Annotated in this window: 13 protein-coding genes and 1 pseudogene; 3 read left to right on the top strand and 11 right to left on the bottom strand. The window is 69.7% G+C overall.

Features of this window, described 5'->3' with window-relative positions; genetic code table 11:
• Positions 1-61 precede the first annotated feature (61 nt).
• Positions 62-730 carry a hypothetical protein gene (locus QIT00_RS19750; protein WP_282536637.1) on the top strand — a complete coding sequence of 223 codons (669 nt, stop codon included), beginning with the start codon at positions 62-64 and terminating at the stop codon, positions 728-730.
• An 832-nt stretch (positions 731-1562) separates the two neighbouring features.
• Here the strand turns inward: QIT00_RS19750 and QIT00_RS19745 are convergent.
• Entirely contained in the window at positions 1563-2162 is a 600-nt protein-coding gene (locus QIT00_RS19745; RefSeq protein WP_282536636.1) for a hypothetical protein, read from the bottom strand.
• A gap of 84 nt (positions 2163-2246) precedes the next feature.
• On the opposite strand from QIT00_RS19745, the gene QIT00_RS19740 reads away from it, so the two are divergent.
• Positions 2247-2693, top strand: coding sequence for a hypothetical protein (locus QIT00_RS19740; RefSeq protein WP_282536635.1), 447 nt, complete (start codon positions 2247-2249; stop codon positions 2691-2693).
• A 52-nt stretch (positions 2694-2745) separates the two neighbouring features.
• On the opposite strand, the gene QIT00_RS19735 is transcribed toward QIT00_RS19740, so the two are convergent.
• The 4 genes from QIT00_RS19735 to QIT00_RS19720 form a co-directional block, all read right to left on the bottom strand.
• The gene (locus tag QIT00_RS19735) at positions 2746-4638 is read right to left on the bottom strand and encodes an ATP-binding protein (RefSeq protein ID WP_282536634.1); all 1893 of its coding nucleotides are present in this window, start codon (positions 4636-4638) and stop codon (positions 2746-2748) included.
• Between the two features lie 55 nt (positions 4639-4693).
• Positions 4694-5041 carry a hypothetical protein gene (locus tag QIT00_RS19730; RefSeq protein WP_282536633.1) on the bottom strand — a complete coding sequence of 116 codons (348 nt, stop codon included), beginning with the start codon at positions 5039-5041 and terminating at the stop codon, positions 4694-4696.
• Positions 5042-5127: 86 nt separating this feature from the next.
• Positions 5128-5982: an immunity 49 family protein gene (locus QIT00_RS19725; RefSeq protein ID WP_282536632.1), complete on the bottom strand. Its 855-nt coding sequence runs from the start codon at positions 5980-5982 to the stop codon at positions 5128-5130.
• On the bottom strand, positions 5960-8785 hold the full coding sequence (locus QIT00_RS19720; protein ID WP_282536631.1) for a toxin glutamine deamidase domain-containing protein: 2826 nt from the start codon (positions 8783-8785) through the stop codon (positions 5960-5962). The genes QIT00_RS19725 and QIT00_RS19720 overlap by 23 nt, the downstream gene beginning before the upstream one ends.
• Here QIT00_RS19720 and QIT00_RS19715 point away from each other — a divergent pair.
• Entirely contained in the window at positions 8784-10394 is a 1611-nt protein-coding gene (locus QIT00_RS19715) for a hypothetical protein (protein WP_282536630.1), read from the top strand. The two genes, QIT00_RS19720 and QIT00_RS19715, sit on opposite strands and share 2 nt — an antisense overlap.
• A gap of 350 nt (positions 10395-10744) precedes the next feature.
• Here the strand turns inward: QIT00_RS19715 and QIT00_RS39155 are convergent.
• The 6 genes and pseudogenes from QIT00_RS39155 to QIT00_RS19685 all read right to left on the bottom strand — a co-directional run.
• A pseudogene (locus QIT00_RS39155) lies at positions 10745-11089 on the bottom strand (WXG100-like domain-containing protein); the annotation flags it as partial.
• Positions 11090-11796: 707 nt separating this feature from the next.
• On the bottom strand, positions 11797-13110 hold the full coding sequence (locus QIT00_RS19705; protein ID WP_282536628.1) for an SUKH-4 family immunity protein: 1314 nt from the start codon (positions 13108-13110) through the stop codon (positions 11797-11799).
• 34 nt (positions 13111-13144) lie between these two features.
• Positions 13145-15076 (bottom strand): ATP-binding protein, encoded by a 1932-nt coding sequence (locus QIT00_RS19700; RefSeq protein ID WP_282536627.1) that lies wholly within the window; start codon positions 15074-15076, stop codon positions 13145-13147.
• A gap of 116 nt (positions 15077-15192) precedes the next feature.
• The gene (locus QIT00_RS19695) at positions 15193-17373 is read right to left on the bottom strand and encodes an SUKH-4 family immunity protein (protein WP_282536626.1); all 2181 of its coding nucleotides are present in this window, start codon (positions 17371-17373) and stop codon (positions 15193-15195) included.
• A 26-nt stretch (positions 17374-17399) separates the two neighbouring features.
• On the bottom strand, positions 17400-21110 hold the full coding sequence (locus tag QIT00_RS19690; RefSeq protein WP_282536625.1) for a toxin glutamine deamidase domain-containing protein: 3711 nt from the start codon (positions 21108-21110) through the stop codon (positions 17400-17402).
• A 288-nt stretch (positions 21111-21398) separates the two neighbouring features.
• A complete protein-coding gene (locus tag QIT00_RS19685; RefSeq protein ID WP_282536624.1) occupies positions 21399-21773 on the bottom strand; it encodes a hypothetical protein in 375 nt (124 codons plus the stop codon).
• Positions 21774-21821: the final 48 nt, after the last annotated feature.

Raw genomic sequence — 21821 nt, 5'->3', positions numbered from 1 at the left:
GGTGGGGCAGCAGGGCACGGGCGAGTGTGCCGTAGAACCCGGCTGGAAGAGGTGTGTGGGCATGTTGGCGGAGGAGACGGTTCTGGGCGGATCCGCGGCGCGGGTCCGGCGGATCGGGCGATGGTGTGTGGCCGTCGGGGCGGCGGTGAGTGTGGCGGTGCTCGGCGTGTGGCTGTTCCTGCCGTTGCCCTCGGTGCGCCGAGCGCTCGTCCTCGTCGCGCTGGCCTGTGGCGTGGCCTGCCTGGTCGTACTGGCTCGACAGAGGGACTCCGCCGCAGCCGTACGGGAGGCGTTCGGCGTCCCTGCGGATGACGAGCCGGCGCCGACCCGCTGCACCCCGGCCCCGGATCCAGTCGCCACCTCTGCGTCCACCTGTCCACCACCCCTGCCGCGCGCACTTCCCTCCCGCCGCCCCCAGCAAATCCGGATCCTCGCCCGGGGGTTGGGGCTTACCGCCGGGCTGCTCGCGCTTGTCGCGCTGGCCGCCGGGCGGCCGGAGCCCTCGGCGCAAGTGGCGCGGCTCGGTGCGGCCGGGGGACTGTTCGCGGAGGTCCGCATCCTCGAGGTGGGCGAGAGCGATTTCCACGACCCGAGTCGTGGCTCCTCGTACTACACCGCGGATGTCGTCGTGGAGCTGCACGGAGCGGAGGGGGACGGTCGTGGCGCCACGACCGTGCGGGCCCGCTCGGACGGCCCGCCGCGCCCCGGCGACCGCACCACCGTGCTCTAGGCCCCGGACGACCTCACCCTCGGCGCCGTGGCGAGCAGGACCTCGCTGCACGACGAGTTGGCGGGCCGGACCTTCTCGTCGTCTTCACCTTGGTGTTCGTCGGGCTGTGGCTGCTCGGGGGAGCGGTCACGGTCAGTGTGGTCCTGACGCGGTTCGGGTGCGGCTCGGGTGCGCGCCTCCGGGCGGAGGACTTCGCGGTGCGCGGTACGTGGGTGGGCATACGGAAAGCGGAATCGCTCACCGTGCAGGCGGAGAGGGAGGACGGCCGGACCGTTCAGCTGGACTTCCGCGCGCCGTTCGACGCGCGGACGGTCCCGGCGAGCCTCAAGGGGCAGCCGCTGTGGCTGAGTTGGGGGCGCCGCACCGACGCCGCCCCCTGGGCCAGGACGCGGAGCGAGGACGCCGCACGGGCCCTCTCGTTCACCGGCTGTGCTCGTCTTCGACTCGGGCCTCGTCATCCACGGCATGCTGCTCAGAAGCACCGAAGCGGATCCCGGGAGCAGGACAGGCGGCAGCAGGACAGGCGGCAGCAGGACTGGCGGCAGCAGGACTGGCGGCAGCAGGACTGCCGGGAGCAGGACCGCCGGGAGCAGGACCGCCGGATTCAGGACCGTCGGGAGCATCGAACCCGGAGCACCCCGCCGCCTCCACCTCTGGGATCCCGGAGCCCACTGGCCCGCGACCGTAAGCCGCTTCGCGCTGGGGCTCGCCGCCACAGCTCTGCTGGGTGCCGCGCTCCTCACGTTCGAGATGCCGGCGGTCCTGCGCTGGACTGTGGGGGTTGTGGCCGTGCTCTGCGGGCTCGCCTGTCCCGGCGGCGGTGCGGCCGACGTCAGGCGAACAAGCTCGCCAGCCAGCACAACCCCGCCCCCACCAGCCCGGCCGCGAGGAACGCGATCACGATCCGGCGCAGCGGGGACCGGCCGGCGCGCTCCCAGGCGGTCTCGTACGTGATCTGGCCGCGGCCGAACGGCGCGTACCCGGTGGCCGTGCAGAAGATGCCCAGGCCGATGAGGACCAGCCCGCCGAGCGAGCCCGAGAACCAGCGCAGGGCGCGCTTGCCGTCCGTGGCGACGTAGTCGCGGTCCTCGCCGAGGTGGGTGAGGGAGAGCGCGGGCCCGCCCTGCTGCACGTCAAGGAGCGCGCCCTCCGGATAGCCGCGGCGGGTGTCGACGTACGCCCGGGAATCCCGTTCGCCCTGGGTGCCCGCGGCCGGTACGAACGTGCCGTGGCAGCGGACGTTGTCGGTGCCGCGGCGGCTGCGCCGGGAGGCGTTGTGGTGGAACTTCGCCTCGCACGAGGTCACCTTCAGCGTGCCCGCAGTGCCGGCGAAGCCCGCCGCGTACACGCCTTCGTACGTTGAGTAACCGCTCAACAGCAGCCCGAGGATGAGGAAGACCGCGCCACCGAGGCGGCCGATTGTGTGCGTCACAGTGCTGCCACCCTTTCCGTACGGACTGCCTATCACACCGGTGTACGCGCGATACTGCACGGGACGAGAGTGAGGAGCAGCGACATGGCCAGGCACGGCGACAACTCCCCGAACCCGCGCAACCCGCAAGGCCCTTCGGACGACGAACGGGGAGCGTGGGACGAAGCGCTCGAACCGGAGCAGCAGCGGGCCCTGAACGCCTCGCTCCGCCAGGTCAGGGACCTGCCCGGCGTGAGCCCCGAATTGAAGGACATGGCGAACAAGCTGCTGTCCGGCCGGGTCTCGCTCCGCGACATCGTGGACGACCCGTCGGGTTCCCGCGCCTTCGGTGGCGGCGAGTTCGCGAAGCTGCGCGGGCAGTGGGAGTCCGCTTCGGACGAGGAGCGGGACCGGCTGCGCAACGACGTGACGCCGGACGACGGCGCGGGCCGCGACTCGCGGGGGGACGGCGAACAGCCCCGCCGCTCCCAGGAGCAGGAGCAGCCGAAGAAGGGGCAGGGGCGGCACAGCGGGGGGTTTTCGCTGTACTAGGACGGGACTAGGACGGGACTAGGACGGGGACCAGAGCAGGGCTGGTACGGCACTAGTGCGGGGCGGGGCCCTGGTCCCCTCGTACGCGAAGGGCCTTCGCCCCGCGCTCCGTCGCCACGACCAGGAAGCCGTCGGGCGCCAAGTCCGCTCCCGTGAAGGGCACTTCGGAGAGCAGGGCGGCCGCCACACGGTTCTGCTCGCGGTTCCAGATCCGTATCTGGTCCTTGGCGCGGCTCAGGAACAGGGGTGCCGTGGCGCGTTCGGCCTCCGCGTGGTCGACCAGATACTCGGGGCCCGCGCCCGGCACGGCCGTCGCGTGCGCGAGGTCGTACACGAGGAGCTCGGCCCCGTCCGCCGTGCCCAGGGGGCGTGCGCCCGGGGTGTCCGCCGGGACGGTGAGCGCCACGACGGGCACGGGCGGGGCGTCGCGCTGCACGAGGCCCGCCAGGCGTACGTCGCTGATCCCGGGAAGCCGGATGCTCCACAGTGTCTGCCAGGGCAGCGGAAGCCCGAGCCGGTGCACGGCCGCGCCGTACTCCGCGAGACCGTCCTCGACGAATGCGCTCTCAAGCAGCGCGGCACGGACCCGCGCGGGCGCCAGCGTGCGGCTCAGCAGCGGTGCCGTACGCAGATACGTCCGCGCGGGGTCGCCCAGCTGCTCAGCCGGTACGGCCTCGACTGCGGCGCGCAGAACCGTCGGGTCCGCGTACACGAACAGGCCCGGGTCCGTGAGGAGTTGAGGCAGCAGCCCGGCTTCGAGTGTGTGTCCCGCGATGTGGTCACGTACGTACGGATCGGCCTTGCTCCAGTCCTGACCCGGCACCGCTTCCAGCAGGGCCATGGCGATCTGCGACTGCACGGCGCGCACGCCGCGCAGCCCGCCGAGGACGGCATCCCCGATGGCGGGGTGCAGGAGCTGGACGAGGGTACGGGGCGTGCCGGTGTCGCCCGCGCCGTACGACTGGCGGGACTGGACGAACGGGCCGATGAGGGCAGGGGCGGCGGCGACGGCGGCGCTCATGTCCTGCCCGGCGACCGCGCTGACGAGCCGCGCCCACAGCTCCACCGGCATGCCGTCGCCCTCGGCGAGCGCGAGTGGGGTCAGGAGGTGGCGCAGGGTCTGCGGGTCCGAGCCGTGGCGGTACGCGTGGGAGTCGAGGGCCTCGTCGACCGTCGCGGGCAGCGACTGCTCGTCGACCGGCCCGGCGGGGACGTGGCCGACGGCCGCCAGTTCCACGACGAGGGGACTGGTGCCGGCGTGCCGGGCGATGGCCGCGGCGAGGGCGGGCTGGGCTGCGGAGCGCTGGGTGAGAAGCGCCTCGGCCTGGCGGGTGAGACCCTGCGGGTCGGCCCACTGCGGCTCGTCCAGGTCGATGATCTGCACGGTGCCCGGGGGCAAGTGCGAGGCGAGCGTGGCGGCGGACTCCCTGGGCACATCGGCCAGCAGCCGGACGTGCCCGAGTCCGGCGAGCGGGCGCAGTACGTCCCGTACGACCCGGTCGGGTTCAGCGGCGGCGCGGACGGGGCCGGCGCGGTCCACATCCGGCACGACGACGGTGAACGGGCCGGGCAGGGCGGCGAGTTCGCCGTACACGTCGTCGGTGGTGGTGGCGCGTAGACCGTAGTGCCCGGCTATCAGCCAGGTGAGCTGGGCGGCGGTGAGGCCGGCGGCGCCGGCAACGGCGGGCGCGGGCAGATCCGGCGGGACGGTCGACGGGTCGAGGTCGTCGAGGGCGATGCGTCCGCGGAACTCCGGGTCGCACAGCATCAGAAACCCCGTGAGCAGATGCGTACGGCCGCTGCCTCGGCTGCCCGTCAGGAGGACGACGCGCGGCGCGCCGGCCTGCCCAGCCCGCCACGCGGCGAGGGCGCGCAGCACGGCGGTGCGGCCGCCGATGTAGGGGTGCGGTGCGTGGTTCTGAGGGGCTGCGGCGGTCACGGTCATCGTTCTCAATCCCGTCGATGGAGGCGGGGCCCGGGGTGGGCGGTACGGAGGACGGTCAGGAGTTGCGTTCGCGCTCCCGCGCGCGGTTCTTCTTGTAGAGCGCGATCGCCTGCTCGGTCGGGAAGTTGGGAGTCCCGTACGACTTACCGGTCTCCTTCGACACGACGATCTTCCCGCCGCCGGGCTGGGCGGGCCGGGCGGGGCCGCCTTCGGGCTGCGCAACGGGCGGCAGCACCGGGTAGATCAGGAACCCCTCGTCGAATTCGTGCACGGCCAGTTCGAGGGGCGTGCCGTCGGCCAGCTTCGGCTCGGCGTAACGGCTGTGGAAGATGGCGAGCGCTTCTTCCGGGGTGGTGGGCGGAGTGTGGGCTTGCTGATTCGGGTCCGGTGTTCCGGAGGGCATGTGAGGTCCTTTGTGGGGGTTGCCAGGTGGGACAGGTGAGGCCTGTTCGGTCAGGTCGGTCGGGTCGGTGAGGCCGGTCTGCTCGCTCAGGTCGGGAATTCGTTGAGCCAGTCGCCGTCGAGGAGAGCGCTGGGGAGGTATTCGGATTCGACGGTGATGGTGAATCCGGCGTCTTTGGCGAGACAGGCCATGGCAAGGGGGCCCAGGGCGATGACGCCTTCGTTGTCCCGTGAACGGTCTTGACTGCTGGTCCAGTAGTCCTTGTGCCATTCCAGGGCTTGGGCGAGTTCGGTGTTGAAGGCGCTCTCGTCGCGTTTGGCGATCTGGGCGAGGAGGTTCATGGGCGGGTAATTGATTTTCAGAACCGTCTCGCGTGGTGCGTGACGCAGGCGTGCCGGGTCGGTGTTCTCCATGGCGGTGACGAGCTTGTCGCCGAAATCGCCCTGTTCGAGGCGGTACGCCTGGAGGGCTTCGACCCAGTCGTACATGTACCGGTCGTAGGCGCCCTCGGCCTGGCGGAGCAGGCTGACGGGGACCTGCGAGAGCTGCCACATGCGTTTGGGTTCGCGGCAGACGGCAGCGAGGTAGAAGGCGGTGACCCAGTGCCCGGCGTAGGCGCGGGGACCGGCGCCGTACCGGATGTTCCGGATGTCGTGGTTGATGCGGTACTCGAACGTGCCGGTTTCGGCCTGGGCGGAGACGAAGAGGGCGGAGCCGAGTTGCATAGCCGTGACGGTGGCTTCCCAGGATTCCAGGGTGCTGGCGTCGGGGGTGATCGAGCAGTAGAGGCCGATGCGATTGACGGCTTTGAGCAGCAGATTGGAGAACCAGAGTGGCTGGTTCTGCAGAGTCCCGACCTCCTTCCAGAATCGCGGCTCGGTGAGTTCCATCAGTTCGCCGATGTTTCCCAGCGGGAACTCATGCCGTCGAACGGTTGTCATGCTGCTTCTCCTCATCGGTCCTGATGTCGAACTCACGCATCTCGTACCCCGTGTGTTCCGTGCCGGGGGCGTTGCCCTTGACCAGCACGTAGCGGAGGCTTGCCGCGCCCTCCTCGCCCGCCAGGGCGTCGCGGAGCTGCCACGCAAGGTTCAGTTCTTTCCGACCGGCTTCCTTTTCAGCCTCGCTGCCGTGCTGGATTCTGTCCTCCGCGCGAGTCTCCATCTCGTGCACGATCGTCTCAAAGTACGCGCGTGTGCCCTGCTTGACCCTGGGGATGCTGCTGCGGGGTTCATCCTGTGGCGGCTGGTCCGAGTTCTCGTCCGAGGGGCTGTCGGAATCGGACGAGTCCCGTTGATCCGGAATCTGGTCCGGGAGCCCGCGGCGTTCACCCAGTCCTGTGTCCTTGTCGGCTTTGGCCTCGACCACGATGATCTCGGGAGGCTCGCCCGGGTTGATCCAGATCTGGTCGAAGCGGTTGTTGCCCCTCTCCCTGTTGTCGACACGGTCGGCGTCGGGGAAGTTGTCCGGCATGGCGTGGAATTCGGCGACCGTATCGCCATAGTCCTCGCTCAAGCGCCCCATGTCGGCATGCAGCGGGCTGTGCTTCGCGTCAGCCTCCGCGTACCTCTTCTCGTTCTCGGGCGTCGGGTTCTGCTCCTTGGCCTTCTTGGCCGCGGCCCGTTCGTCGTGCGGGACCTTGTCCGCGATGATGGCCTTGCGGCGGTCCTCCGCGGCCTTGTCCAAGGTTCGCCGCTGGTCCTCGGAGAGGTCCGTCCTGTCGCTCTGGTTGGGCTTCCAGTCGGTGTACGACTCGGGCTCCGGATCCGGGGTGTCGCTCGCCAGCATCCAGCGGTTCGGCGGCTTAGCCGGGTGCAGTTGGGGTGCGGGGAAGCCGTCTTCGCAGAGCCGGTTGATGCGGATGCGGTGGCCGCGCTTGTCGTAGTACTTGTCGAACCACTTCTTGTGCTCGGCGTTGTCCGAGTTCGCCCAGTCGAGCTTCTGCCGGTCGCCTGCCCGCTGCCTGGCTCGCTCGTTCGGGTCGTCGGTCGTCCCCGAGGGCTGAGCCGGGCCGGTTGGCCGGTCCGGTGTGGCGGGCGGGCTCGCGTGATTCGCCGGGCTGATCTCCCCGTACAGCGGCTTCTTGTTCTGGACCGCGTCCTCGATGTGGCGCGTGGCGTCGGCGGTCTTGCCTGGTGGCAGGCTCTCGCGGCTCGGGATGGTCGAGTCGGTGTTGAGCTGGGCCGGCTTGGTGTCGGCGGTGCCGTCCGGGGACTTGCCCGGCGTGCTCGTGTCGTCGGGGGACTTGTCCGGGGTGGAGTCCGGCTGTGCGTCGGGCTCTGTGCGGGGGTCCGTGTGGGGCTGGGGGTCGTCCTGTGGCTGCCGGTGGTCGTCCGGGCGGGTGGTGTCGTCCGGGCGGGTGGTGTCGTCCGCGCTTGGGTCGTCCGCCCTCGGGTCGGGCGTACGAGGGTCAGATGCTCGGGGGTCCGTGGTGCGCGGGTCGCTCGGGGTGGGGTCGGCGGTGCGCGGTTCCGAGTTCGACTGCTGGTGCGGGACGGACGGCGTCGTCCGCGGGTCGGAGTCCGGCTTGGCGTTCGGGGGGGTGTCCTGGTCCGGGGTCTTGTTGTCCGGCGACCCGTTGTCCGGACTCGTGTTGTTCGGACTCGCGTGGTCCGGGCTCGTGTTGTCCGGGGTGGTCTGGTCCGGGGACTCAGGGTCCGGGGAGGGCGACTGGTCGGGGGTGGGCCCGTCCGGAGTCGTCGGGGGAGCTGTGGCGTTGTCGTCCGGGTTGTTTGAGTTTGGGGCGTCGGAGGGGGACGTCTGCTCCGTGGGCGTCGAGTCGTCGCTGTGCGTGGGATCCGGGGCGGCTGGGTCGGACTGCTGGGTCTGGTCGGGCTGTTGAGCCTCGGTGCCCTGCTGGTCCTGAGTGTTCTGCGTAGTGGCGTTGTTCTGCTGCTGGTTGTTCTCGTTCTGCGCTTCCGGTTGTGCCGGGTGCAGGGGGTTGCCTTCGCGGTCCAGCGGGATGTGCCAGGCGCGCTCCGCGTTCTCGATGTGGATCGGGTCGTGGCTGACCTCGCCGGTCTGGGTGTCGATCCAGACGATCTTCCCGTTGTGGTTCACCGCGTTGAATGCGTGACCGCCTCCGCCGGGCCAGTCGACCTGGACGATCGAGGCGGATCCGGGGCCTGCTACCAGCAGGTCGTACTCGATTCGCAGGGGGGTGTCCGGGTCGTCTCCCGTACCCGCGTACGTGTGCGGAGCACCGGACCAGCTGATCTGGTTGTCGTTGGCGTTGTCCTCGGGGCCCAGCAGGTCGATGCCGCCGTTGCCGTCCGGGTCGAGCGTACGAGGCGCGGAGACCTGCGGGTTGCCGTACCAGGTCTCGAGGAACGAGCGGGAGCAGTCTGCACAGTTGTTGCCGCGGCCGGGGACCTCGTTGCCGCCGTCGTTCTGGAGCTGGGCCCAGTCCTTGAAGGGGTCCGGGTAGCGCTGCGGCGTACCGTCCTCGTTCCGTGGGACGGCGTCCTCCAGGGCCTGCTGGTCGTCCGGATCGACCTCGCGGAGACCGCCGGGCTCGTGGTCGAGGCTGTCGCGGATGTCCTGGAGGCTCTCGGTCTCCGGCTTCTTGTTCTCGTCCTCGGGCTTGGTGCTTTCGTCGTCCTTGGTCTCGTCGGACGTGTCGTCGGCTGTCTTGTCGCTCGGGTCGCTCGGGTCGCTCGGGTCGCTCGGGTCGTTCGGGTCGTTCGGGTCGTTCGGGTCGTTCGGGTTGTCCGGAGAGTTCGGGTCGTTCGACTGGCTGGGCATGCCCGGGGTGTTGGGCGTGCTCGGGCCGTCGTTCTTCGTCGAAGGCGATGCCGATGGTGATGGTGATGGCGATGGCGCGGGCGACGGTGGCGTGTTGGCGCCCGCGGGATTGCTAGGGCCGGGCGGGTTGCTGCCCGGAGTGGTGCTCGGGGTGGTGCTCGGCGTACTCGCGGGCGACTGCTGCGCGGGCCGGGTCGGCGTGGCAGTCGTGGCCTGCTGGTTGGAGGTGGGCTGCTGCTGGCCGGGCCGGTCGTTGGTGTTCGGGGTGCCCGCTGTGTTCGGAGTGCTGGGTGTGCCGGGTGTACTCGGCGCGCTCGGCGTCGAAGGGGCTGTCGTACTGGGCGAGTTGGACGGGTTCGACGTGCCTGGCGAGTTGCCCTGGCTGGAGGACGGTGTCGACGGCTGCGTGCCCGGAGTGGTCGTACTGCCGGGGGTCGTGTTCGGGGTCGTGGCGGGGCCGGGGGCGGAGTTCGTGTTGGTCCCCGGCGTACGACCGTCAGCCGCGCTCGGCGTGCTCGTACTCGGCGTGCTCGTACTGGGAGTGCTGGAGCTGGGCGTGCTCGTACTCGGCGTGCTCGTACCGGGAGTGGCGGACGCCGGCGTGCTCGTGGCCGGGGAGCTCTGCTGGGGCACGGACGGGCGACCGCCAGGCGTGGTGGAGCCGCTGTCGCTCGGCGTCGTACGAGGCGTGGAGGCCGGGCCCGAGGACGAAGGGCTCGGCGACGAGGGCGGGCCGCCGGCGGACGGGGTGGACGTGCCCGGAGCCGTGGACGGCGTGCCGCGCGGAGCGTTGGACGCCGAGGGGTTGGGGCTGGTCGCCGTCCCCCCGCCGGAGGGCGTACCGCCGGAGTTCGTGCTCGTACGCGCTCCCGCGTCGCCGCCCGTCGACGGTGCGGTCGGTGAGGTCGGCATGGAGCTGCCGCCGTCGCCGCGCGGGGCGGACGTCGCGGGCTCCGAAGTCGTGGGCGGGGGTGCGGAGTTGGTCTGCGTGGGCGCGCTGGCCGCGAGGCTGTCGACCTGCGCGCCGACGGACCCCCCGCTGTTCGTGGACGGCGAACTGGTGGAGGGGGAGGGGCTGGGCGCGGACTGCGCGTTGGGCGAGGTGATGCCGCCCGGGTTGGAGTTGCCGCCGCTCGGTGTCGTACCGCCCGGATTGCCGCCGCTGTCAGAGGCGCTCGGCGACGGTGAGGGGCTGGGCGAGGGGCTGTTGTTCGGCGCCGGGTCGTCGAAGTCGCTCAGGCCGGGGCTGTCGCTGCGCGAGGGCGCGTTGTACTGGCTCGGCCCGGTGTTCGGGGTGCTGTTGCTGCCGCCGGAGTCCGAGCTCGGCCCGGGGCCGACGTTCGGACCGGAGGGGCTGTCGCCGCTGTTGTCCGCCGAGACCGTGCTGCCTACGTTCGGGCCGCCGTTGTTGGCGGTCGAATTCGAGCCGGAGTTGGAGTTCGACGAGGAGTTGGAGTTGGAATTCGAGTCCGACGTGGAATTGGAGCCGGAGTCGTTCCCCGTGCTCGAATTGTTACCCGTACTCGAATCGCTTCCTGTATTCGAATTCGAGCCCGGGTCGCCGTTCGGTAGGGAGGAGTTGTTGCCGAGTGGGCCGTTGTTCGCGTAGTTCTCGGCGCCGTTGCGGATGTTTCCGCCGGCTTTGCTGCCGAGGCTGTCGCGGACGCTTTCCATGAAGGTCTGGGGGGTTTGTTTGATGGCTTCCCAGCCGCCTTCGGCGCCGGCTTTGACGGTGGCGGCGACGTCGATGCCGGACTGGGCGCCGAAGCCGACGTTGACGGCTTGGCGGGTGAGGTCGGTGACCATCGCTTCGAGCGCGGAGACCGCCGGTTCTTTCATGCACTCGATGATGGCTTCGACGAGTGCGTCTTTGAGTGCGTCGAGGATCTGGCGGACGGTGATGCGGGTGATGGCGGTGGCGGCCATGCTGGCGGCGTTGGAGAGGCCGAAGGTGACGATGGAGGCTGCGGCTGCGGCGATGATCTGGATGGCGAGGGCGATGAGTTGGACGATGACGGCGATTTTGCAGGTGATGACGAGCATGGCTGCGCCGCGGAGGGCGAAGGCGATGATCGTTGCTGCTTGGGCTGCGTCCTGGAGGTAGCCGTCGCCGCCGGTGTCGAATTTGTCGTAGGTTTTTTTGAATTTGTCGATGGAGTCGCCGGTGTTGTGCGACATCACGGTGGAGGCGCTGGTGTTGGCGTTGGCGCGGAGGTCGGTGACGTCTTGGGCGAACTTCTCCCAGACTTCCGCGCTTTGGACGAGTTTGTCCTCGTCGGCGGTGGGCCAGGTGAAGCCGAGCATCTCGAGGACCCACTCGAGCTCGTCCGGCAACATGATCGACACTGCAGCACACCCCCGAATCGCGACAACCATCCACCGCAAGGCCCGTGTCGCACCAATGACCGAACAGAGCCAGCGGCAACAGAACCTTACCGAGCGGGTGTTGGGGACGGTCGGGCGTGTATGTCACAGGACTGCTTCAAGGGGGAACCCGGCCCGCCGAACCTTCCCCCACCTCCGCCGTGCCCTCCCGCCACCTCCGCTCAGTCGGTCTCGCCGAACCCGGTCGTCCAAGCTCCCGACTCCGCCCTGGCGTCGTCGAGGCCGGGGAGGTCGTTACCCCAACTCCGTGTCGGTGTCCATGGAACCGTCGAAGACGTGTTCCCAGTGGTCGGCGTCTTCGGTGGCGGGATCAATGGCATTGGCCCATTCGCGGAAGCTGCGCAAGGCATCCCTGCGTTCGTAGATTGTGGCCCCGGAATACGTTCGGACAGTGTCAGCAACAGCAGAGTCTTCCCGGACCCGGCTGCTCCTCGGACGGCGAACGTCCGATACAGGCGGTCTCGTTCCGCCAGCCAATCGCCGATCCGCTCCAAGGCCTGATCGGCCGTCAGGTCCACATTCCCCCGTAAGCATCAAGCTTCTTGAACCGCACTGCGTGAACCTTCTGCGGCGCGGAGGCGCCGCTGAACAGCTCGGGTGCAGCCGATGGTCTCGGGCGTGCGCCCTCAGAACAGTCCGTGCCACATCTGCTCGACGATCAACGACCACCACGTGTCGGGATTCGCCTGCGCCGTGCCGTCGATCGCGGCGAGTTGCTCCTGCAACTCGGCGGCCGCCGCGCCCGCCTCGTACGGATTCATGCCCACCATCCGCTGCCGGGTCTCGGCGAGGAGGGCGAGGGAACGGGCGTACGCGGACAGGGAGATGTTGACGTAGCGGGCGTCGGCCGTGACCGGGTCGATGGCCCAGATCGCGCCGAGGCCGTTGGGCTCGGTCGAGCCGGGCAGGCACTGGACGGCGATGACCGCGACGCCGTCGAAGCCGATGCGGATGAGGTGGCCGAGGACCGCGAGCTTCTCCTCGCCCGCCGGGCTGCGACGCTCACGCAGGTTCGTCGGTACGTCCGTGAACAGGCCGCCCGCGGACGGTGCTTCGGGGTTGTCCGCCGTGAAGAAAAGGGGGAGGTCGGCGGGGAGGCCCGCCTCGGTGAGCGTGGCCTTCGCGGTGTCGGGGAGGCGGCTCTCGGCGACGGCCTCGGGGGCGTAGTGGCGTACGCCGTCGTGGCCGAAGACGGAGGTCAGGTGTTCGCCCAGGGCCTGGTCGGAGAGCGGGACAGCGGGCGGGAGCTGTGTCGGGACGGGGGTGCGGTGCGGGCGCGGCGGGGGCTGCTGGCCGGCCATGCGGTGGGTCTGCTCGACCTGGTTGATCAGGGCGTCGATGCCTTCGGCACGGGCCTGGGGGCTGGCGCCGTACGGATGCGAGGTGGAGAGCTCCGCGTTGCGGAAGATGTTGAGCAGCTCGGCCGTGTAGCCACCCGGGAGCAGGCTCGGACGGAGGTCGGTGTGGACGGCGGTGACGGCTGCGTCCGGGATCTCAAACCGGCGCAGATCGGCCCAGGCCTGGTACTCGGCGGGCGGCGAGCCCGGGCCGGAGACACGCACGAGCGTGGACTGCTCGTGCGTGGCGGGATCGGTGTACGTGAAGACAGCCGTGTTACCGGGGCCGGTGACCGGGCGACCGTCGCCGGCGCCTTCTGGTGCGTGCTTCTGCCGGTACATCCGGATCACTTCGTCGACCGGCACGGAAGGCCAGACGGTCAGTTCGCCCGTGCTGCGGTCCACCACGGCACAGGAGTCGCCGATCTGGGCCGGCGGTCGCCGCTGGCCGGTGGTCGGGTCCTGCTCCACGGGAGCAGGGGCCGCCCACACCACCCAGCCCAGGTCGAATTCCCGCATCTTGACCTCACGGCGCGGAGCCTGTGAGCCGTCGGGGTTGAGCCACCGGTCCGCGGTGGTGAGCGCCTGCTCCTGGCTGGTCACGAAGGCTCCTTCGAGATGAGAGTGCGTGAAGGCGTCACGAGGCTATCGCCGAGGCGGGAGGACGGATACGCAGGGCCTTCACCCCGTGCTCGGTCGCCGTCAGCAGAATGCCTTCGGGGGAGAGGTCGGCAGCCAGGAATGGGGTGTCGGAGATGAGCGCGGCCACGATCCGGCCCGCCGCCTGGTCCCAGACACGCAGGTAGTCAGCACCCCGGCTGAGAGCCAGAGGCGCGGCGGCACGCTCCTCCGCCGTCGGACGCAGGATCCGTTGTGGATCGATGTCGGGCAACGGTGCGGAGGGGGCCGTCAAGCTATGGATCAGAAGCCCCAACCGCTGGTCGGCGGCGCCCTCGGTGGCGACGGGGGCCGCGCCGGGAGTGTCCGCTGGAACCATCACGACCGCGACGGGAGCGTGGCCCTGCGCGGTGGGCACGTAGCCGACCGTCGCCCCACGGACGTTCGGCAGGCGCACACTCCACAGTGTCTGCCATGGGAGATCGAGACCGAGCTGCCGCACCGCACTCGCGTAGTCCTCCAGGCCGTCCTCGACGAACGCGCTTTCCAGCAGCGCCGCCCGCAGCTCCGCCGACGCCTGGGTGCGGGTCAGGAGCGGTGCCGTACGAAGGTAGGTGCGCCCCGGCGAGCCCACGGATTCAAGGGGTACGGATTCCACTGCCGTGCGGAGCGCCAGTGGATCCGCGTACACGAAGAGCCCAGGGTCGGTGAGAAGCTGAGGCAGCAGACCGGCGTCGAGAGTGTGCCCGGCGATGTGATCCCGAACGTAGGGATCCGCTTGGCTCCAGTCCTGCTCGGGCACTGCCTCGAGCAGCGCCATCGCGAGCCGGGACTGAACGGTGCGGACGTTCGGCAGGGTGGCGCGGACTGCGTCGGCCACGGCAGGGTGCAGCAGTCTGAGCCGGGTGGGCCCGCCCTCTCCGTCGTCCCCGACCGGCTGGACGAAGGGCCCGATCGCGAGCATGCTCTCCGCCGCGAGCCCGCTCAGGTCCTGACCGCCCACTGCGTTGGCAAGACGAACCCACAGATGCACGGGAAGGCCTTCCCCCCGGCCCTCGGAGAGAGCGAGTGGCGAGAGGAGCGAACGCAGAGTCTCCGGGGGGCAACCGACGCGTCGGGCGTGCCAGTCGAGGACATCGCCGACATTGGTGGGCGCGTCCGCGGCCGACGGGTCGAAACCGTCTGGAGCCGTGAGAACGCAGCGGGCTGTGAGTTCCACGGACAGCGCATTACTCCTCGCCCTGCGGCCCCAGACCTCCGCGAGTGCCCTCCGGGCCGCCGGGTCGGTGGTGAACGGCAGCTCAGGTGCGCCGAACTGCGGGTCGAGGGCCGCCTCGGCCTGGCGGACGAGAGCCGCCTGGTCCGCCCACTCCGGCGCGTCGAGGTCGATGACCTGGACGATCCCGGCGCCGAGCCCCGAGGCCAGCTCGGCTGCCAACGGGCGTGGAGCCTCGGCGAGGAGGCGCACGGTCTCCGTGGCTGCGAGCCTCTTGAGTACGTCGTTGACGAGCCGGGCGGGCTCGCCCACCGTCGGCACCGGCCCGGCCCGGTCGACGTCGGGCACGACCACGTGCACCGGCTGCTCCAGGGCCGCAAGTTCCGCGTAGACCTCGTCTGTGTCATCGGACACGAGATCGAAGTGATCGGCGAGGGCCCAGAGCACCTGCGCCGAGGTGCGTCCTTCCGCGCTCGGGGCGGCGGGGGCGGGCAGTTCCGGAGGGACCGTGGCCGGGTCCATCTCGTCCAACGGCAACTGCTTGCGGAACTCCGGGTCGCAGAGCATGAGGAACCCCGTGACAAGTCGCGAAACTCCGCTGCCGGGAGCGCCGGTCAGCACGATGACGCGAGGGGAGCCGGGCCACTCCATGCGCCAGGCGGCCAGCGCACGCAGAGCGGCGGTGCGGCCACCTATGTGGGGGTGCGGTGCGAAGCCCTCGGTCGATCTCGTCATGATTCCTGTCTTTCGCCCTCTCGGACATGTGGCTTGCGACGGCGATCCTGTGGTCAGCTCAACAGCTCCGGCCTGCCGTTTTGTACCAAGGGCACCGAACCCGGGGCCGCTTGTGCCTACAACGCGGGGAAGTTCTCGGGTTCCAAAACGTGGCCCCAGTTGCGGTTGGATGCCGCTGCCGGGTCGAGGGCTGAGAGCCATGCGGTGAGTTCGGCCAGCAGGTCGGCGCTGTCGAGCCCGCCGGAGGTGGAGTAGGCGAGCATGTAGTCCCACTGCAGGCACACCATCGCGACGAACGAGGCGAGCGAGGAGCCGGCCAGCGGGTCGCCAGGGTCGTCTTCGTCGGCGTCTGGTCGGGGCAGCCGCAGTACCCGGCCGGTGGGGCCGTCGAGGAGTAGCGTGCCGCCGATCCAGGTGCCCAACTCGTAGCAGGGGCCGTCGCTCGCGGAAGCCGCGAGCTCCGCGGAGCCCTCCCGAAGATGTTCCTTGAGGCCACAGACGTGGAGGTTGTGGGTGTTGAGACCGTAGAAGTCGGAAACGGAGGGGAACCCGGCCTCGCTGAGGAAACGCCGGGTCGGCTCGTGCGTCAGGCCCGCGGGCAGGTGATCGGCGGGGATCACCGGGACGTGGCGCTCGCTGAAGGTGGTCAGTACCCGTTCCCGTGTGGGGTTGCAGGCCGCAGCGTCGTAGGGCCGCGGAGTGATCGTGCAGCGCGGGCCTACGGCTGGGAGGACGGGGAGCGGATCGGCCTCCGCGGGCTGCTCGTCGGGCTCGACAGCGTAGAGGCCGCGAGGGCCGCCAAGGACCACGAACTGGGCGACACCGACCGCGTCCTCGACGTTGGGGGCCTGGATGGTGCGGGACCCGCCGGTGCCGGCGCCCGCGGGTGCCAGTCGTGCCATGTTCCATGAAGGCTCTACCTGCCACAGCGCGGCCAAGGGCGAGCCGTTCTCGGCGGTGGTCTCGGGCGGCGCCTGCTCGTCAGGCTCGACGAATTCCCCCGTGGCCGCTCGCCAAGTCAGCTCACCACCGCTCTCGTCGATGCTGGTGACGTACTCGCCCCGGGCGTCCGCCTGCACGAACTCGACGGCGTCCAGGGGTGGTCCGGGACGGTGGAGCGTCCCAGGGGCACGCCAGTCGGTCCATACGGTCCGCCAGGGGAGCCGCCCCGCGTCCGCGATCAGAGCGCCGGCTCGTTCGGCCTCGCCTCGACTGAGTGCGAGAAGGTGCAGGATCGACAGCCACTCCGCGTGCGAGGACGGCGCGAGGCCGAGCGCGTCAAGGTAATGCAGCTCGGCGGCGTACGTCCCCGCGGGGACGCCGTTCGGGAAAGCGACCGGCAAGGCCTCGATCAGCGCGGTGTGACGGCACTTGGCGAGTGAACAGGGGGCGCCGAGCAGTTCTTCGAGACGGTCGGCCGCGGCTGCGTGTGCGGGCAGTGCGCTTGCGGCGTAGGACGCCAGTTGCTGGCCGCTCGCGAGCAACTGGTCCACCACGGCGTTCTGGAACGACTGGAACTCCGGCACGGACACCGATGCCCGCAGACTCTGGGCATCGGACTCGTGCGTCATACGCACGCGCGACTCGGACGGGTTGGAGCTGGTGTGGCCACCCGGTTCGAGGGTGATCTGCGGCAACTCCGCTGCCAGTGCGCGGAGTTCGGGTTCCTGGATGTCGGCCCCGAGGGCGGAGCACAACGCACGCCACTCTTCGAGCCGGAGCTCACGGAGTTCGGCCAGGGCGAGAGCGAGGACCGCCGTGCGATGCCGAAGGGCAAGTGCGTCGAGATCCACGCGGGGGGATGTGGAGAGAGGGCCGAGGGCGAGAGGGCTCTGACCCCGAAGATCCACACCACCTACATCACCGTCGACCTCGATGACGAAGCGCACGCCCGTCGACCGGTGATCGAGACCGAGGGCGCCCGCGAGCAGGCTCATGACGAAACGGGGTTCCGTGGTGGACCGGGTCCGCCCGGCCCACTGGGTGTTGGTCACCAGGACTGCGGAGTGACTCGGGCTCTGCTCGGTGAGTTCGTCGGAGAGGAACTGGACGCTTCGGTAGTCCCCGTACGACACACCCAGGGCCCGCATCACCTGGTCGGCAACCTCCTCGGCGGACAGGCCGGCGGCATCGACCAGAACGGCCTCCGGAACGTCCGAGGCGGCCCGACGCAGCAGCGCGCTCTTTCCCGCCCCGGAGGGACCGTCCACGAACAGACACCCGTGACGGGGGTCGGGGGTCCGCAGCCAGGAGAGAAGCCGTTGTGCGGCTTCGTCCGTGCTGCGCTGGGGATGCATGGTGGCCAACTTTCCTTCCGCCGCCGTCACTGCGAGTTCGAGGCGCTCTCTGACCTTGCCCGGACCCACACCTTACCGAGCGCCGCCAGATTCTTTGCGAGGTCCTTGTCGAACCGCTTCTTATGCCCTTCCTTCGGGACGTCTCCCTTGTCTTCCTCCGCTATATCTACTTCCTTGCGGTATCCGGTCCCGTAGAAGATGTCCACGCCGGGCAATTTCGTGGAGAGCAGGTTCGAGCAGTTAGCGTAGCCGGAGCCCTTTCCGCAGGGTTCGCGGTCGGAGAACATGCTGAGGGGCTCGTATTTCTTTCCGTCGGCTCGACCTTCGTTGACCGTGTTCAGGTAGTCGAGCAAATTCTTTTCCGAATGCTTGCCATCGGGATTCGGATAGGAGCTGTCCACCATGTAGCTGATCTTCTTGCTTGCCGGGTCGTACACCTCGACAGCGGCGTAATTGCGGCCCGTGAAGTCCGGCCGATGCAGTCCCGACCCGGAAAGTGCACCCTTGATTCCCGACTTGCCGAACTCGTCCTTGATCGCCTGCTTGAGATCTGCGTCGTCGCGGTGGGCAGCTTTCCATTGTGCCGTTGCGTGGGCCTGCTCACCGCGTGACTCGTAGCCCGGAGTGTGCTCCGGGCTTGCGCCCACGGCATGTGAGGCGTGGAAGTTGTGACTCAGGCGCGCGAGGGAGGCGACCACGGCGCCACGCTCGCCGGGGTGCATGTCGTTGAAGCCAGGCAGCAGATCGGACAGGTCGTCGTGCCGGAGGACGTTCGGCTCGTGGTTGGGGCCGTCCCCTTGAGGAGGCCTGCATGCCTCCATGGCCTCGACGAGAGGGATGCGCGGGTTCCCGTTCTCATCGGTGATCAGGTTGCCCTCGTCGTCCGTCCGCGGGTTCAGCCACTTGTTCAGCTGGCCGTGGACGTGGTCCATGCCGACCTGCCGGACGTCGTTCGTGCGCCGCAGCTCGGCCTGATCGGGCATGGGCTCCATGCCGTAGTGCTTCGCGTCGTCGGGCTCCCGCTCCGGCAGACGCGAATGGTTCTTGCGCTCAGGGTCGTTCTTGGGGTGATCGGGATCGTCGTTGGACGTGTCCTGGAGCGGCTCCTTCGACTGTCCAGCCGGTTCCGCGGCCGGCCGCCGCTCCGTGCTGCCCGAGGTCTCTGCTCCGTTGCGCCCGGAGTCGCGCGTGGTGTCGGAGCGGGACTGGCCGCCGGTGTTCGGCGTCACCGGCCGCCGATCCGAGTCCAGCGGGATCGCGAAGACCCCGTTCTTGCCGCTGTGCAGCGGGTGCGGGCTGCGCTGGCCCGTCTGGGCGTCGATGTACGTGATCTTGCCGTTGTGGTTGACGGCGTTCCAGGCGTGCGCGCGGCCGTTGGCGTCCTGGGTGATGATCACGGCCTGGGAGCCGTGGCCGCTGTTGCGGAGGGTGTTCTCCAGGCGGTTGTACGCGTCCCGCCCGTTGCCCATGTCGTTGAAGCGGGCGCCCAGGGTGTTCTCGATGCGGTCGCGGCCGCCGCGCTCGCCGCGGTCCGAGGGGTTGCCGTCCGCGTCCAGGTCCGGCGTACGCGCGCCGGCCGCGGTCGGGTTGCCCGCGTACGTGTCGACCGTGGACAGGGCCGTGTCGACACAGTTGTTGTTGCGGCCCGGGGCGTCCCTGCCGTCGCCGTTGATGCGCTCGACCCAGTTGCCGTCGTTCGGGTTCGGCGGACGTGTCGGGTCGCCGTTCTCGTCGCGCGGGACGGAGTTCTCGAGCGCGTTCTGCTCGGTGCGCGAGGGGTCGTTGACACCACCGGGCGGGGTGTTGTCGCGGGTCGAGGAGGCGGGTGTGGGCTCCGACTTGGAGTCGTCGTCCTTGTTGTTGGTGGTGTCGTTGTTGTTGTTCGCGCCGGGCTGCTGGCTCGTGTTGTCCGGGGCCGCCTGCGGCGTGGGCGCGGGCGTCGTCGTCACCGTGTGCACCGCGACCGGCACCGGAGTGGGCTGCTGCTGCGGCGGGTTGTTCGCCGGGGTCTGCGGAGGCGTGTTCGGGGCGGACTGCTGGCCGGGGCTGTTGGGCGTACCCGGATTGCCCGGCGTGTTGCCGGGGGAGTTGCCCGGCGAGTTGTGCGGCGTCGAGGGGCTCGGCGCGACATGCACAGGGCCGCCCTGCTGCGGTACGGAGGGGCGCCCGCCCGGCGTGCTGCCCGCACCGTCGCCCGGATTCGGCCGCGGTGTCGAGGCAGGGCCCGGGTTCGAGGGGCTCGGCGACGACGGCGGCGGGCCGCCCGGGGACGTGCCGGGGGGCGCCGAGGGGTTGTTGCGCGGCGGTGCCGAGGACGAGGGGTTCGGACTCGTCGCCGTACCGCCGCCGGAGGACGTACTGCCCTGGTTCGACGGGTTGTTGCGCGGGCCCGAGTCGTTGTTCGACGGGGAGTTCGGGGACGTCGGCATGGAGTGGTTGCCGTCGCCGCGCGGAGCTGAGTTGTCCGAAGTCGAGGGCGGGGGAGCGGAGTTGGTCTGCGTGGGGGCGCTCGCCGCGAGGCTGTCGACCTGCGTGCCGATCGAGCGGCCGTCGTTGCCGGACGGTGTCGTGTTGGACGGCGACGGGGTGGGCGCGGTCTGTGCGTTGGGCGAGGTGATGCCGCCCGGATTGGAGTTGTTGCCGCCCGGCGAGGCACCGGGGCCGCTGTCGGAGCTCGGGTTGGAGCCGGACGACGGGGAGTTGTCGGAACCGGAGTTGTCGTCGAAGTCGCCGAGCGAGGGGCGGTCGGAGTTGCTCGGCGAGTCCGAGCCGGGGCCGTCCCCGAGGTCCGGGCCGGACGGGCCGTCGTTGCCGATGTCCGCCGAGACCGTACTGCTCACGCTCGGGCCGTTGCTGTCCGTCGACGATTCGGAGGTCGAGTCCGACGTCGGAGAGTCCGAACTCGACTGGTCCGAGGTCGGGTTGGACGCGTCGGGTGCCGCGGAGTCCGAGCCCGGGTTGCCGTTCGGTAGGGAGGAGTTGTTGCCGAGTGGGCCGTTGTTCGCGTAGTTCTCGGCGCCGTTGCGGATGTTTCCGCCGGCTTTGCTGCCGAGGCTGTCGCGGACGCTTTCCATGAAGGTCTGGGGGGTTTGTTTGATGGCTTCCCAGCCGCCTTCGGCGCCGGCTTTGACGGTGGCGGCGACGTCGATGCCGGACTGGGCGCCGAAGCCGACGTTGACGGCTTGGCGGGTGAGGTCGGTGACCATCGCTTCGAGCGCGGAGACCGCCGGTTCTTTCATGCACTCGATGATGGCTTCGACGAGTGCGTCTTTGAGTGCGTCGAGGATCTGGCGGACGGTGATGCGGGTGATGGCGGTGGCGGCCATGCTGGCGGCGTTGGAGAGGCCGAAGGTGACGATGGAGGCTGCGGCTGCGGCGATGATCTGGATGGCGAGGGCGATGAGTTGGACGATGACGGCGATTTTGCAGGTGATGACGAGCATGGCTGCGCCGCGGAGGGCGAAGGCGATGATCGTTGCTGCTTGGGCTGCGTCCTGGAGGTAGCCGTCGCCGCCGGTGTCGAATTTGTCGTAGGTTTTTTTGAATTTGTCGATGGAGTCGCCGGTGTTGTGCGACATCACGGTGGAGGCGCTGGTGTTGGCGTTGGCGCGGAGGTCGGTGACGTCTTGGGCGAACTTCTCCCAGACTTCCGCGCTTTGGACGAGTTTGTCCTCGTCGGCGGTGGGCCAGGTGAAGCCGAGCATCTCGAGGACCCACTCGAGCTCGTCCGGCAACATGATCGACACTGCAGCACACCCCCGAATCGCGACAACCGCCCGTGGACCGGCCTCCGGACACGCCAGAGAGGTCACACGCTGTACAGCGGTGGTCAAAGCCTAACCATCACCAGTGACAGTCGCCGCGCCCGAATGTCACAGGACGGCTCCAACGAGCCGCGCTGTCATGGGCGTTCCAGGCCGAGCGTCACAACGGGGACAAACCAGCCCCGCGGAAAGCCGGCACGAAGCCGACAGGAACCGGCGGGCAGTCGACCCGAAGCCGAACCGACCCGCCGGCCAGGTCCCTCAGACCGACTGCATGCCACGGGCGCCCGCGCCGCCCGACGCGTCGTGCTGCGAGGTGAGCTGCGCGTACGACTCCTCCTCGGCCAGCTCGCCCTTCTCGTGCCGCATGCCCATCTCGGTGAACTTGATACCCATGCCGGCCAGCCGCTCGGCGAGGCTGTTCATCGACTCGAACATGCCGTCGCGCAGGCCCTCGTAGACCACGCCGAACTTCTCCCCCAGGTCGTCGTCGCCCCACGGGGGAGTGTCGCCCTTCTCCAGGGCGGTGAGGCCGTCCTGGAGGGCCTTCGTTGCCTTGCCCCAGTCCTGGCCGACCTCGAACATGTTGAAGCCTTCGTCCTTGAGGACCTTGGCATCCGCGCGGAAACCGCTCACAACTGCTCCCCCATGACTCGCGTTTGGCTGTCGCAGCTCCAGCGTATC

The organism is Streptomyces luteolus (assembly GCF_029968015.1).
GTDB lineage: Bacteria > Actinomycetota > Actinomycetes > Streptomycetales > Streptomycetaceae > Streptomyces > Streptomyces luteolus.
Note: the sequence above shows the minus strand (reverse complement) of the source record. Positions and strands in the feature narration are given on the sequence as shown.